The following is a 14,438-nucleotide window of genomic DNA, read 5'->3' as shown; positions in this document are numbered from 1 at the left end:
CGTCCCGAACAAGGCGCCGATGAAAGCGCCCGCAAACCCGCCCCTCAACCCGCGCGCGTCGTCCGGCGCACACGCACCGCTTGCGCCAGCGCGTCGAGCACGGGCTCGGTCTGCGCCCAGCTGATGCACGCGTCGGTGATCGACACGCCGCGCTTGAGCGGCACGCCCGGCTGCTGGTCCTGACGCCCTTCTTCCAGATGGCTCTCGATCATCACGCCGACGATGCGCGCATCGCCGCCCTTCAACTGCTCGCCGATATCGCGCGCCACGTCGATCTGACGCTGATGCTGCTTGCTCGAATTCGCGTGCGAGCAGTCGATCATCACCTGCTCGCGCAGCCCCGCCTTCGCGAGCGACGCGCAGCACGCCGCCACCGACGCCGCGTCGTAATTCGGCCCGCTCTTGCCGCCGCGCAGAATCACGTGGCAGGCGTCGTTGCCGCGCGTTTCGAAGATCGCGGCCATGCCCATCTTCGTCATGCCCATGAACGCGTGGCTCGCGCTCGCGGCCACGATCGCGTCCGCCGCGACCTGCACGCCGCCGTCCGTGCCGTTCTTGAAGCCGATCGGGCACGACAGCCCCGACGCCAGTTGCCGATGGCTCTGGCTCTCGGTCGTGCGCGCGCCGATCGCGCCCCACGCCACCAGATCGGCGATGTATTGCGGGCTCAGCAGATCGAGGAATTCGGTGCCGGTCGGCAGGCCGAGCGCGTTGATGTCGAGCAGCAGCTCGCGCGCCTTGCGCAGCCCTTCGTTGATGCGGAAGCTGCCGTCGAGACGCGGATCGTTGATATAGCCCTTCCAGCCCACCGTCGTGCGCGGCTTCTCGAAGTAGACGCGCATCACGATCAGCAGGTCGTCGCTCAGCGTGTCAGCCTTCGCCTTGAGCAGCTTCGCGTATTCGATCGCCTGGTCGTGGTCGTGGATCGAGCACGGCCCGACCACGATCACGAGGCGGTCGTCGCGCTGCGCGAGCACCTCGGCAATCTGCGCGCGGCTCGTTTCGACGAGCGTCTGCGTGTCCTGCGGCACCGGCAGCTCGTCGAGCAGCAGCGCGGGCGAGATGAGCGGACGCACGGCGCCGATGCGCACGTCGTCGATGCGGGTGGTGTCCTGGGTGGCGTCGGCAAAGCCGACTTCCTGGTCGTGCTGCGGGTTGTCGATACGGCTCAAGGTGCTCTCCAGTCTCATGCAACGCCTGCGCTTTTTATGCAGATTTCATGCAGATGATGCGGACGCGGCGCACGCGTCTCGCGGGGGACAAGTCGGGATTATCGCATCTGCCGCACCTTGGCCGTCAACGAAACGAGGCGGCTCGCGGCCGCCTCGTGGTGGATGTGCGTCACGCCGACGCGCGAGCGCCGGCTCAGTTCGCCGTGCCGCCCATCGGATAGCCCTTGCCCGCCAGCCGCTTCGCGATGCGCACGAGCGCGAGCCACTGCTGGGCGATCAGGCCGTCGCCGTAGTTCACGCCCTTGCCGTGCGGCGCGGGCAACTGGTCGCGGATGCCCGTGGGTTCCGGCGCCTTGTTCCAGGACGCGGTGCGGAACATCACGTCCCACCACGGAAACAGCACGCCGAAGTTGCAGCCGTAGCGCGTGCCTTCGTGGCCGTAGCCGATCGCGTGATGGCGGCGATGAAACGCCGGGCTCACGAGAATGCGCTCCAGCACCCGGCCGTAGTCGAGCCGCGCGTTCACGTGCTGCACGGCCTGCAGGAAGTTGCTCACCGCGATCAACACGACGAACTGCGCGGGCGGCACGCCGATAAACAGCGAAATCGCCGCAAAAAACGCCGCCTGCACGATGTCGTCGAGGAAGTGATTGCGGTCGTCGCACCAGAGCGACATCTGCTGCTGGCTATGGTGCACCGCGTGCAATTCCCACCACACGCCGAAACGATGCTGCCAGCGGTGATACCAGTAGCCCGCGAAATCGAGCACGACCAGATAGACCAGGAACGAGACGTACGGCTTGTCGGTGACGCCGGGCCACAGGCTGTCCACGTCGATGTTCGGAATGTTGTGGATCGCCATCTCGCTTTGCAGATGGTTGAACAGCGGCGTGAGCATGAAGAAGAACGCCATGTTCAGAATGCCGAGCTTCGCGATCCACGTGTACCAGACGTCGGCGCGCAGCGCCTTGCGGTCCTGCCACGATTCGGCCGGGCGCAGCGCTTCGAGCGGGCGCAGCAGCACGTAAGTCAGCGCGATTTCGAGCACGCCGACGATCACCCAATAGAGCGCGTCGTAGGTGTCCTCGTCGTAGCCCATCAGGCCGACCTTGTAGAAGATCGGCTGCACGACGTCGACGTAGACGAGCGTCTGCAGCCACGAAACGAGGTTGTCGGCCTGCGAAAGCAGCGTGTCAAGCATCGGGACTCCCGCTCGTCAATCCGGATTCGGCGCGTAAAACGGCGCGCTGTTGGCGAAATAGATGCCGTGCGGCGAGCGGCCCACGGCGATCGTATCGATCAGCTTGCGCGTCGTGAGATCGATGATGCCCACGTGCTTCGCGAAGCGGAACGTAACCCACAGATAGCGTTTGTCGGCGGAAAGTTCCATGTCGTCGGGACCGGGGCGCAGGCCCGTGATGTCGGCGACCTTGGTGAGCGTCGTGTAATCGAGAATGCTGATGGTGCTTTCCACGCGATTCGACACGGCGATGTGCTTGCCGTCGTCGAGATTGCGGAAGTTGTGCGCGCCGCGCCCGGTCTGGATCTTTTTCACCAGCGTGCGGTTGTGCCAGTCCACCACGGCCACGTCGTCCTCGCCCGTCATGCCGACCAGCAGGTACTTGTCGCCGGGCGTCATCCACAGGCCCGCGGGCGTGTTGCCGATATGCAGCTTCCAGAGCACGGTCTGCGTCGGCAGGTCGATGGCCGCCACTTCGCCGGTGTCCTGAAGCGTCACGAACGCGGTCTTGTTGTCCGACGCGAAGGTGATGTGGCTCGGCGTCTTCGCGAGCGGGATGCGCTTGACGAGCGTGACGTCATGGCCGTTGTAGCTGTAGATGTCCACGCGGTCCAGACGCAGGCCGGCCGTCACGAACCACTTGTGGTCGGGCGAGAAGCCGAGCTGGTACGGATCTTCGATCCCTTCGACGCGGCGCTGCACCTTGCCGCTGTGCGGGTCGAGGAACAGCAGGTCGTTCGAGACGGAATCGGCGACGATCAGCGACTGGCCGTCGGGCGTGATCATCAGGTGATGCGGTTCCTTGCCGGTGGGCTCCGTGCCCACGACGGTGCGGCTCGCTTCGTCGATCAGCGAAAGCTGAGCCTCGCCGGAGTCGAGCACGATGACCTTGTCGTTCGGATTGACGTTGGCGTCGGCGTGGGCCAGCGCGCTGCAAGCGAGACCGCCCGCGAGGAGCGCCGCTGCGGCGCGTTTGCGGGTCAGGGAGAAAATCGGGAAATGGGACATTTCGTAAGGGCGTGAGGCCGGGGAATTGCCGGGAAAAGCGGCCGGGGAAAGCGCGCGGGGCCGGTTTGTGCTGAGATAGTTGCTGGTGCGCCGCAACGCGGTCGAAAGCCAGATGAAACCTCAATGAAACCGGGCAGCGAATCGCGCGCCGCGGATCATCTGCTTAACGCGTGAGCGATGCATTCCGATGACGCGCGTGGCACATTCTGACGCGCTTTTCTGCTGATTTCCGACAAATTGTGAGCCGCGGCGTGCGCGAGGCGCGTGTGTTCCGGCCCCGCAACCGCGACGAGGCGCCCATGCAGCATCGCACCCGCGACGACGATGTGCGCGACGTGCCCGACGGTCTCTCCGCGGGCACGGTGCGCAAGGTACGCGAAGCGCTCGAAGGGCGCCGGCGCGGCGCCGCGCTGCTGCTGCCGCTCGCGGGCCCGGCCGTGATCGTCTCGGTCGCGTACATGGACCCCGGCAACTTCGCGACCAACATCCAGGCGGGCGCGCGCTACGGTTACGCGCTGCTGTGGGTCGTGCTGCTCGCCAACGGCGTGGCGATGCTGTTCCAGGCCTTGTCGGCGAAACTCGGCATCGTCACCGGCCGCAATCTCGCCGAGCTGTGCCGCGAGCGCCTGCCCGCGCCGCTCGTCTGGTGCATGTGGATCGTGAGCGAGATCGCCGCCATGGCCACCGATCTCGCCGAATTCCTCGGCGGCGCGATCGGCCTCGCGCTGCTGTTCCATCTGCCGCTGATCGCGGGCATGGCCGTCACGGCGCTCGTCACCTATGGGCTGCTGTTCTTCGAGCGCGCGGGTTTCCGGCCGCTCGAACTCGTGATCGGCGCGCTCGTCGGCCTGATCGGGCTCTGCTATCTGCTCGAACTCTTCATCGTGCCGGTTGCGTGGACGGGCGTGCTGCGCGGCACCTTCTCGCCGCGCCTGCCCGATGCGCAGGCGGTCACGATCGCGGTCGGCATCGTCGGCGCGACGGTCATGCCGCACGCCCTCTTCCTGCATTCCGGGCTCACCCAGGCGCGCGTGCAGCCGCGCAACGACGCCGAACGCGCACGTCTGCTGCGCTTTTCGAACGTCGAAGTGGTCATCGCGCTGGCGTTCGCGGGCCTCATCAACATGGCGATGGTGATCATGGCGTCGGCGTCGTTTCATCAGGGCCATGCCGATGTCGCCGAAATCAGGACCGCCTGGCACACGCTCGCGCCGCTGTTCGGCGTGGCCGCGGCGGGCATCTTTCTGGCTTCGCTGATCGCCTCGGGCATTTCGAGTTCGGTGGTCGGCACGCTCGCGGGACAGATGATCATGCAGGGCTTCGTCGGCTTCCAGATTCCGCTCTGGCTGCGCCGCCTCGTGACGATGGCGCCGAGCTTCGCGGTCGTGGGCCTCGGCGTGAACGCCACCGATGCGCTGGTCGCAAGCCAGGTCGTGCTGAGTCTCGCGCTGCCGTTTCCGATGGCCGTGCTGGTGGTGTTCACGTGCCGGCGCGACGTCATGGGCGCGTACGCGAATAGCGCGTGGGTGGCGTGGCTCGCGGTGCTGGGCGCGCTGACCGTGCTCGCGCTCAACGCGCTGCTGCTCGTGCAGGCGCTAGGCGTGAGCGTGCCTGGGCTCGGTTGATGCTGCGCCATGAGCCGCGCTGCGGGCCGCGCCATAAAAACCCTGCGCGATGCGGGGCTAAATGCAGCAAACGCCGCCGCCCGCGAGCGAGCGCTAAACAACGTTAGCAACGCTTCAGCGCGAAGCGAGCAACGCAGGGTGCGCCATCCCATCGATTCGCGATCGATTCGCGCAAGATCGCGCGTGGACGTGCGCGAACCGTTCATCGGCCCGTTCGCGTCGGCAAAGACGAATCGAATTGAATCGGCGTGATGCGTGCAAACTCGCGCAAAACCATGCACCATTACCGTTTTCAACGCTCCGGCCCCCGCGCCGGCTGCACACTTCGCAACCTAGCGCCACACATCGCCACAAGCGAGCGACCTGCCATGACGAATCAGCCTGCCCAAGCCGCGCCCGAACAGCCCGTCGACATGATCATCTTCGGCGGCGGAGGCGACCTGGCCGCGCGCAAACTGCTCCCCGCGCTCTACATGGCGCACCTGCACGGCAACCTGCCCGCCGAGACGCGCATCATCGCCGTCGGCCGCAAGAACTGGACCATCGACGACTATCGCAAGTTCATGGAAGAGCAGTCGCGTCCGTTCATCGACGCCAAGGCCTTCGACCCGCAAGCGTGGGACCGTTATCTGAGCCTGTTCCAGTACGTGATCATCGACGTGAACGATCCCGCCGATTACGCGCATCTGAAGCAGGCTTCGCGCGAGCACGCGCTGCGCGTGTTCTATCTTTCGACGTCGCCCGAACTCTTCACGACGATCTGCGACAACCTGTCGGCCGGCGGTCTGCTCGACAGCCAGTCGCGCGTCGTGCTCGAAAAGCCGCTCGGCCACGACCTCGCTTCGGCGCAGGAGATCAACGAGTCGGTGGGCCGTCACTTCGCGGAATCGCAGATCTACCGCATCGACCATTATCTCGGCAAGGAAACGGTGCAGAACCTGATGGTGCTGCGCTTCGGCAATCCGATCTTCGGACCGCTGTGGCAAGCGCCGTATATCCGCAGCGTGCAGATCACGGTGGCGGAAACCGTGGGCGTGGGCAGCCGCGCGGGCTTCTACGATCACACGGGCGCGCTGCGCGACATGGTGCAGAACCACCTGCTGCAACTGCTGTGCATCGTGGCGATGGAGCCGCCCGTTTCGCTCGATCCGGACGCGGTGCGCGACGAAAAGCTCAAGGTGCTGCGCTCGCTGCGCCCGATGTCGCTCGCCGATATCGCGCGCGACACGGTGCGCGGCCAGTACGCGGCGGGCGCCGTCGACGGACAGCCGGTGAAGGGCTATCTGGAAGAAGACAACGTGCCGGCCGACAGCAAGGCCGAAACCTTCGTGGCGATCCGCGCGCACATCAACAACTGGCGCTGGGCCAACGTGCCGTTCTTCCTGCGCACGGGCAAGCGCCTGCAAAAGCGCCAGTCGGAAATCGTGATCGAATTCGCGGACCTGCCGTTCTCGATCTTCCCGAGCGGCCCGCGCAATTACGGCAATCGACTCGTGATCCAGTTGCAGCCGGAAGAATCGATCCAGTTGCAGATGCTCGCGAAGGAACCGGGCAGCGGCATGAACATGCTGCCGGTGAATCTGAATCTGGATTTGCAGCAGGCAATTCCGGAGCGCCGCGCGGAAGCGTACGAGCGTCTGCTGATCGACGTGATTCGCGGCCGTCTCACGCACTTCATGCGCCGCGACGAACTCGAAGCCGCATGGACGTGGGTCGAGCCGATTCTCGACGGCTGGAAGGAACTGAACGACCGCCCGCGCACGTACACGGCGGGCACGTTCGGCCCGGCGGCTTCGTCGGCGCTGCTCGCGCGCGAGAACATGTCGTGGGCCGAAGAGGCTTGATGATTTCGTGCTGAGATTCGAAGCATGAAAAAACGCCGCGCTTCATGCGCGGCGTTTTTGTTGGTGTTTGCCGATGTATCTGCTCTGGCGCCGATACATTCAACGCGGCAAGGCAGGCAACCCAGGCAACGACTCGCGCGAACGATCAGCGACGATCGTCGCCCGGCGACGCATTCTCCGCGCCCGCGCGCTCGGGATGAAACAGATCAAGACCGGCGAACACCACCACGCCGCTCAGCGCCATCATCGGCACCGAATGGCGCCCCAGAAAGAGAATCAACGCGGCCAGCCACGTCGAAATACAAAAAGCGCCGATGCGCCGCATGATGCCACTCCATTCACTACCCGCGCGGCGTTCGCCCTGAATCGCGAGAACGCGCGCGTGCTGCAGTTTCCTGCTGTTGTTTGCGATTGCCTGTGTTGATCGATGGCGGCTAGCCGAGCGTCGCGCGCGCGGTGCGCAGACGGCTCACGGTGTCGACGAACGCCTCGCCGCCCAGCGTGCGCTTGATGCGCCCCGTGACCGTTGCGCTCGCGTGATGCAGCGCCTCGCGAATGGCCTGCGCCTGCGCCGTGGGCACGATGGCCACTTCGCGCTGATCGCCTTCGGTGCGCTGGCGCTCGACATAGCCGCGCGCCTCCAGACCGTCGATGACGCGCGTGGCCGTGGGCCGTGCGATCGAGAGCATGTCCGAAAGCTCGTGCTGCAAAGAACCGGGCCGTTCCAGCACCGCGCGCAGCATGAAACCCTGGGGCGGCGTGAGGCCGAAAGGCTCGAAAGCTTCAGACCACTCGCGTTCGAGGCGGCGTGCCAGCGCCGACGTGTTGAAATAAAGACACTGATCGAACATGGCCACAGGATAACCGTTTGTCGTTAGCCATGCAATCAATCGCATGCGATCCGGGCCTTTTTTAAGGCACTTTCGAATTCGTCCGATGAGGTTTCGATGAGCTTTTCGCGTGCTTGGATCGGCTTCAATCCGCGAAGGAAAGCGCGCGCGAATGCGCCTTCGCGACCTGTTGCAACGCGCGCCGCAACGCACTGTGACGACGCAACAACTCTTCCATCAGCGCAATCGACACCGTGCCCGCCGCACCCTCGCCGAGCAGTTGCGCCTTGAGCGCGCCATACGCGCCCTCCATCGCCTGCGAGAGATTTTCGATCAGCGCGCTGTCCTCGCCGGGCGATCGCAGACGACTTTCGTTCTCCCGACTGGCGTGATCGACGGCCTCGATCGCGTCGAGCAGCGCGAGCGAACGGCGCTCGAACTGCGCGTAACTCGCGGCGACGCCCGCGTCGGGCAGCACGTTCGCGAGCGCCGCGGCCTGCATGGCCTGCTCCGCCGCGCTTTCGTGATAACGCAGCTCGCGCAGCGACTCGGCGAGCGCCGCCGCCGTGGCCGGCACCATCTCCTGCCGATTCATTCGCTGTACGAACTTCTGCGCTGTGTTGAACAGCCGCGTGGTCGCGCTCTGTTCATGCGCGAGCGCGTGAGCGTCGGCGCCCGCGAGCGTCATGCGCACCATGCGTCGCACGATCGCGCCGATGCGCTTGACTTCGTGGCGCAGCGCGTCGGCGGCGAGTTCGGGCACCACGGCCACGGTGTCGTCGAGAAATTGCGGCGCGCCCTCGTCGCCCTCGCGCGCGCGAAAACGGCTCTGCAGCCAGCGCGTGAGCCGCCCCGCCAACGGCACCATGATGACGAGACCCAGCACGTTGAACGCCGTGTGAAAGAGCGCGAGCGCGATGGCAGGATCGTGCGGCAGATGCAGCCAGTCGCCCACGCGCACGATGAAGCCGATCATCCACGGCAGCAGCGCGGTGGCGACGAGCCCCGTCACCACGTTGAAGATCACCTGCGCGACCGCCGCGCGCCGCGCGTTGGGCGTCGCGCCCACGGCCGCCAGCAGCGCCGTGGCCGTGGTGCCGATGTTCGCGCCGATGATCACGGCCGCGCCGCCCTGCGTGCTCAGCATGCCGCCTTGCGCGGCGGCGAGCGTGATGGTCATGGTCGCCGACGACGACTGCACGAGCAACGTGATGACAAGGCCCGCGAACACCTGCATCAGCACTTCGACGAGCCCTTCGCCCTGCGGCAACCGGTACTGCGCGACGAGGCCGGTGAACGCGCCCTGCAACGTGGCGATGCCGATGAACAGAATGCCGAAGCCCGCCAGCGCATCGCCGAGCGCGCCGCGCCGCTGCCCCACGCCCGTCAGCCGCAGCGCGATGCCGATGCCGACGAGCGGCAGCGCGAGCGCGTCGATCTTCATCTTCAGGCCGAGCAGCGAGACGATCCAGCCGGTGGTCGTCATGCCGAGATTGGCGCCGAACAGCACCCAGAGCGCGCCGCCGAGATCGAGCAGGCCCGCGTTCACGAAGCCGATCACCGCGACCGTCACCGCGCTCGACGACTGCACCAGCGCCGTGACCAGCACGCCCGACGCGAGGCCCGCCGCGGGCGTGCGCGTCGCGCGGCTCAGGATCACTTCGAGCGCGGGCCCGGCCGCGAGCTTCAGGCCGTTGGTCATCATCGTGATGCCGAGCAGAAACAGGCCGATGCCGCCGATCAGCACGCCCAGCGATTCGACGAGGCCGCTCATGCGCGCGCGCCTGCGCGCCCGCGCGATCCGATAGCGAACAGGAGGCAACGCATGAGAGCCTTTGCGCTTTGCACGGAGTGGACCGGCTCATGGTACGCGACCCGCTTCAAGCATGACCGCAAAGTGAACGCTCATGCGCACGCCACGCCTGCATTCCGGTTATCGCCCCATAAAAACGAACGACCGGACGAATTTATCCGCAATCCGTTATGATGCAGAGGATTCGACATCGCCCGCCTGCTTGACACAACACACACGGAGACATCGATGCAGATGCGTTGTTATTGCGTGACCGGTCACGGTCAACCGCTCGAACTCGTCCAGCGCGACACGCCGCAACCCAAAGGCACGGAAGTGCTCGTGCGCGTGAAAGCCGCCGGTCTGTGCCATTCCGACCTGCATATCTGGGAGGGCTACTACGACCTCGGCGGCGGCAAGAAGCTGTCGCTCGCCGATCGCGGCATCAAGCTGCCGCTCACGCTCAGCCATGAAATCTGCGGGGAAATCGTCGCGGCGGGCCCCGATGCCGGCGACGTGAAGACCGGCACGGTGGCCGTGGTGCATCCGTGGATCGGCTGCGGCGTCTGCGCGGCCTGCCAGCGCGGCGAGGAAAATATCTGCACGAAGCCGCAATCGCTCGGCGTGATGCGCGACGGCGGTTTCGCCGACTACGTGATCGTGCCGCATCCGCGCTATCTGGTCGATCTCGGCGGCCTCGATCCCGTGAAAGCCGCGCCGCTCGCCTGCGCGGGCGTGACCACGTATTCGGCGGTGAAGAAGTTCGGCGAGCGCATTCACGACGACGCGGTCGTGATCATCGGCGCGGGCGGGCTCGGCATGATGGCGATCGAAGTGCTCAAGGCGCTCGGCGCGAAAGGCGCGATTGTCGTCGACGTGGACGCCGCCAAGCGCGAAGCCGCGCTCAAGGCGGGCGCGCTGGCCGCCATCGACGCACGCGCGCCCGATGCGGCGAAGCAGATCATCGAAGCCACGGGCGGCGGCGCGCGCGCCGTGCTCGATCTCGTCGGCGCGACGCCCACGGTGAAGCTCGCGCTCGATTCGTGCGCACGCGGCGGGCATGTGGTGGTGGTCGGCCTGATGGGCGGCGACATCACGCTCTCGCTGCCGATCATTCCGATGCGCCCGCTCAAGATCGAAGGCAGCTATGTGGGCACGCTGCCCGAATTGCGCGAACTCGTCACGCTCATGCGCGACGGCAAGATGCAGCCGTCGGCGGTGTCGCCGCGTCCGCTCGGCGAAGTGAACGACGCGCTCGAAGCGCTCGCGCACGGCAAGGTGGTGGGTCGTCAGGTGCTCGTGCCTTAGACGGTGTCTTAAGGCGTCTGCATTTCGATCGACGATAAAAAAGGCGAGCGCAACACGCTCGCCTTTTTCACACCCCGTCAATTACTTCGGATGCCTGATCAACGCGCCGCGTCGCCCATGCGGTACTCGTGGCTCGCTTCGTCGAGCTGCTGTTTGAGCGCGGGATCGAGCACGAGATCGGCGGCGGCAATCGACGCATCCAGTTGCTCGGGCCGGCTCGCGCCGATCAGCGCCGACGTCACCTGCGGATTCGCCAGCACCCACGCGACGGACGCCGTCGTGAGCGACTGGCCGCCCTGCTCCACGATCGCGCGCAGTTTCTCGATGCTCGCGAACTCGCGCTCGTGCCAGTAGCGGTCCTGATACATCGAACCGGCCACGCCCACGCTCTGCGTGAAGCGGCCTTCGGACGGCGCACTGCCCTGCTGGTACTTGCCGGTCAGCAGGCCGCCCGCCAGCGGGTTGTACGGAATCACCGCGAGCCCTTCCTCGTTCGCGAGCGGCAGCAGTTCGCGCTCGATCTGGCGGAACAGCAGGTTGTAGCGCGGCTGCACCGACACGAAGCGCGCGCAGCGCAGGAAATCGGCGCGGCCGAGCGCGCGCGCGAGGCGATACGCCAGAAAATTCGACACGCCGATGTAGCGCGCCTTGCCCGAGCGCACGATCGTGTCGAGCGCTTCGATCGTTTCGTCGAGTGGCGTGTTCGCGTCGTCGGAGTGGAGCTGATAGAGATCGACGTAATCGGTGCCGAGGCGGCGCAGCGAGGCGTCGATGGCATCGAGCAGATGCTTGCGCGACGCGCCCTGATCCCACGGCGACGGCCCGACCTTGCCGACCGCCTTGGTCGCGAGGATGAAGCGCTCGCGGCGTCCCTTCTCCGCGTTGAGCCAGCGCCCGACGATCTCCTCGGTGCGGCCCGCGCGCGATTCGCCGCCGCCGAGCGGGTAGACGTCGGCGGTGTCGATGAAATTGATGCCCGCGTCGGCGGCCTTGTCGAGAATGCGGCGGGACACGTCCTCTTCGGTCTGCAAACCGAAGGTCATGGTCCCGAGGCAAAGACGCGAAACGGTGAGGCCGGTCTGGCCGAAACGGCGGTATTGCATCGATGTCTCCTGTGGAAGCGGCGCGCAAGCGGCAAACGTCAGCGGACGACCCGCCGCGCGCGATCCCGAAGAGCATAGCGCGGCTTTGCAGCGGGCGCTGAAGACGCCCTCGACGCCTTACGAACCTGCAAGCGACCTTGCCGGATTTTTCCATTCCTTCCCGGGCTTTCGCAGGGATTCGGCGCGCACGCGGGCCGTAACCGCCGTGAAGGTCCGATCGCCCGAAAAAACGCAGTCTGTGCGCTCTTATCGCGACGTTGCGCGGGCCGCAGATGGCTTAAGCTCATACAGTCCTTTATTTCGCCCAGCACCACCGTGACCACGACGACGACCGCCGCGCCTCTTCGCCCCGATTGCCTGCAAGAGGCAAGCGCCCTGTGCGCGCAAGGCCGTTTCGCGGATGCCTATGCCGTGATCGGGCCCTTCGTCGGCACGCAGCCGTGCGCCGACGACGCCGCGCGCGTCGACGTGCTCAATTTCGCCGCACTCTGCGCGATGGGATCGGGCCAGGCCAACGCCGCCGAAGCGCTGTGGCAGCGCTGTATCGACGCGCAGCCGCAACACGTCGAGGCCTACAACGGGCTCGCCGCGATGCTCACGGCGCTCGGCAAGCTGCCCGCCGCGGAAGCGGTCTGGCGCAAGCTGCTCGCCCTGACGCCCGCGCACGCCGACGCCTGGAGCAATCTCGGCACCGTGCTGCATCGGCTCGGACGCCAGCAGGAAGCCGAAGCGGCCTACCGCGCGGCGCTCGCGCACAACCCCGCGCACGCCGACGCGCATTACAACCTCGGCCTCGCGCTGCACACGACGGGACGTCTCGACGAAGCCGAAGCGGCCTATCGCGCGGCGGTGGCGGCCAATCCGCAAGGCGCGCGCGCGCATAACAATCTCGGCAATCTGCTGCGCGAGTGCGGACGTCTCGCCGATGCAGAAGAAGCGTTTCGCCAGGCGCTGCTCGTGCAACCGCAGTATCCCGAGGCGCTCAACAACTACGGCGCGCTGCTCAAGACGCTCGGCCGGCTCGGCGAAGCGGAAATGGTCTGCCGCCGCGCGGTGCAGATTCGTCCCGATTACGTCGAGGCGGTCATCAATCTCGGCTGCGTGCTCGTCGACCTCAAGCGTCTGCCCGACGCCGAACAACTGTTCCGGCAAGCGCTCGCGCTACGCCCCGATCACGCGGAGGCGCATTACAACCTCGGCGTCGTGCTGCGGCAGCTCGAACGCTATCCCGAAGCCGAAACCGCCTATCGCCAGGCGCTGCGCCTCGCGCCGACGCATACGGAAACGCTCAACAATCTCGGCGGCGTGCTCGTCGCGCTCGACCGGCTGCAGGAAGCGCTCGCGATCTTCCAGGAAGCGCTCGTCTGCAATCCCGACTTCGCGCTCACGCATTTCAATCTCGGCAGCACGCACAAGGAACTCGGCGCGCTCGACGAAGCGGAAGCGGCTTATCGCCGCGCGTTCGAACTGAATCCCGCGTATGGCGACGCGCAGTTCCGCCTCGCCACGCTGCTCATCGCGATGGGACGTTACGAAGAAGGCTGGCGCCTCTACGAACGACGCTACGACAACACGGGTTTCGTGCACTATCACTCGCGCGACATGCTCGACTGCCTGCACTGGCAAGGCGAGCCGATCGCGGGCAAGGCGCTGCTGCTGTGGCAGGAAGACGGACTCGGCGACATGCTGCAATTCGCGCGTTACGCGCGGCTGCTGAAGGCGCAAGGCGCGGCGCACGTGACGTTCGCGTGCGTGAACACGCTGCATCGCGTGCTCGCGGGCGTGGAAGGCGTCGACATGGTGATCGATCATCCCGAGGCCGTTTCGCGCGCGTCGCAATTCGACTACTGGGTCAGCCCGCTGAGCTTGCCGATGCATCTGGGCACGACGCTGGAGACCACGCCTGCACCCACGCATTTCCCGCCCGACGCGGCGCTCCTAGAACACTGGGCCGCGCGCCTCGACACGCTGGCGCCGGGCACGCGCGTGGGTCTCGTGTGGCGCGGCAACCCGAAACATCACAACGATCATCATCGCTCGATCCCGTCGCTGGCCGCGCTCGCGCCGCTCTGGCGCGTGCCGGGTCTGCGCTTCGTGAGCCTGCAAAAAGGCGCGGGCGAAGACGAAGCGCTGCGCGCGCCGCTGCATCAGCCGATTCTGCCGCTGGGCAGCGAAGTCACGGATTTCGTCGATACGGCCGCGATCATCGCGCAGCTCGATCTCGTGATCTGCGTGGATACGTCGACGGCGCATCTGGCCGCCTCGCTCGGCAAGCCGTGCTGGATCATGCTGCCGCGTCGCGACCTGGACTGGCGCTGGTTGTACGAGCGCGAGGATTCGCCGTGGTATCCGCAGAACGTGCGGCTGTTCCGGCAAGGCAATTACGAAACGTGGGGCGCGGTCATCGAGCGCGTGCGCGAGGCGTGCGCGTTGGCGTTCGCCGGTCAGGTCGAAGAAGAAGCGGTGAAATAAACGATCAAAGCGACCCGATCGCAAAGCGCGGACGACGGTCCGCG

General features: G+C 66.3%; 12 protein-coding genes. 5 read left to right on the top strand and 7 right to left on the bottom strand.

What is annotated here, in order from left to right; translation table 11 throughout:
* Window positions 1-44 precede the first annotated feature (44 nt).
* From G5S35_RS15085 to G5S35_RS15075, 3 genes are all read right to left on the bottom strand, one after another.
* A complete protein-coding gene (locus G5S35_RS15085; protein WP_237181413.1) occupies window positions 45-1,172 on the bottom strand; it encodes a 3-deoxy-7-phosphoheptulonate synthase in 1,128 nt (375 codons plus the stop codon).
* Between the two features lie 193 nt (window positions 1,173-1,365).
* Window positions 1,366-2,373: a sterol desaturase family protein gene (locus G5S35_RS15080; RefSeq protein WP_065060640.1), complete on the bottom strand. Its 1,008-nt coding sequence runs from the start codon at window positions 2,371-2,373 to the stop codon at window positions 1,366-1,368.
* Between the two features lie 15 nt (window positions 2,374-2,388).
* Entirely contained in the window at window positions 2,389-3,420 is a 1,032-nt protein-coding gene (locus G5S35_RS15075; RefSeq protein WP_065060639.1) for a YncE family protein, read from the bottom strand.
* A gap of 299 nt (window positions 3,421-3,719) precedes the next feature.
* On the opposite strand from G5S35_RS15075, the gene G5S35_RS15070 reads away from it, so the two are divergent.
* From G5S35_RS15070 to zwf, 3 genes are all read left to right on the top strand, one after another.
* Window positions 3,720-5,045, top strand: a complete 1,326-nt coding sequence (locus G5S35_RS15070) for an Nramp family divalent metal transporter (protein ID WP_183039133.1) — start codon at window positions 3,720-3,722, stop codon at window positions 5,043-5,045.
* Between the two features lie 9 nt (window positions 5,046-5,054).
* Complete coding sequence (locus G5S35_RS15065) at window positions 5,055-5,297, top strand: hypothetical protein (RefSeq protein ID WP_183039132.1); 243 nt, start codon at window positions 5,055-5,057, stop codon at window positions 5,295-5,297.
* A gap of 116 nt (window positions 5,298-5,413) precedes the next feature.
* Window positions 5,414-6,889, top strand: coding sequence for a glucose-6-phosphate dehydrogenase (gene zwf, locus G5S35_RS15060; RefSeq protein WP_065060638.1), 1,476 nt, complete (start codon window positions 5,414-5,416; stop codon window positions 6,887-6,889).
* A gap of 145 nt (window positions 6,890-7,034) precedes the next feature.
* On the opposite strand, the gene G5S35_RS15055 is transcribed toward zwf, so the two are convergent.
* From G5S35_RS15055 to G5S35_RS15045, 3 genes are all read right to left on the bottom strand, one after another.
* Window positions 7,035-7,214: a hypothetical protein gene (locus tag G5S35_RS15055; protein WP_065060637.1), complete on the bottom strand. Its 180-nt coding sequence runs from the start codon at window positions 7,212-7,214 to the stop codon at window positions 7,035-7,037.
* Between the two features lie 109 nt (window positions 7,215-7,323).
* Entirely contained in the window at window positions 7,324-7,740 is a 417-nt protein-coding gene (locus G5S35_RS15050) for a MarR family winged helix-turn-helix transcriptional regulator (RefSeq protein ID WP_065060636.1), read from the bottom strand.
* Between the two features lie 124 nt (window positions 7,741-7,864).
* Complete coding sequence (locus G5S35_RS15045) at window positions 7,865-9,493, bottom strand: Na/Pi cotransporter family protein (RefSeq protein ID WP_183039131.1); 1,629 nt, start codon at window positions 9,491-9,493, stop codon at window positions 7,865-7,867.
* Between the two features lie 273 nt (window positions 9,494-9,766).
* Here G5S35_RS15045 and G5S35_RS15040 point away from each other — a divergent pair, with 273 nt between their 5' ends.
* On the top strand, window positions 9,767-10,819 hold the full coding sequence (locus tag G5S35_RS15040; protein ID WP_183039426.1) for an alcohol dehydrogenase: 1,053 nt from the start codon (window positions 9,767-9,769) through the stop codon (window positions 10,817-10,819).
* Between the two features lie 98 nt (window positions 10,820-10,917).
* On the opposite strand, the gene G5S35_RS15035 is transcribed toward G5S35_RS15040, so the two are convergent.
* A complete protein-coding gene (locus G5S35_RS15035; protein ID WP_065060634.1) occupies window positions 10,918-11,922 on the bottom strand; it encodes an aldo/keto reductase in 1,005 nt (334 codons plus the stop codon).
* A gap of 315 nt (window positions 11,923-12,237) precedes the next feature.
* On the opposite strand from G5S35_RS15035, the gene G5S35_RS15030 reads away from it, so the two are divergent.
* Entirely contained in the window at window positions 12,238-14,394 is a 2,157-nt protein-coding gene (locus G5S35_RS15030) for a tetratricopeptide repeat protein (RefSeq protein WP_183039130.1), read from the top strand.
* Window positions 14,395-14,438: the final 44 nt, after the last annotated feature.

Source organism: Paraburkholderia tropica, assembly GCF_014171495.1.
GTDB lineage: Bacteria > Pseudomonadota > Gammaproteobacteria > Burkholderiales > Burkholderiaceae > Paraburkholderia > Paraburkholderia tropica.
Note: the sequence above shows the minus strand (reverse complement) of the source record. Positions and strands in the feature narration are given on the sequence as shown.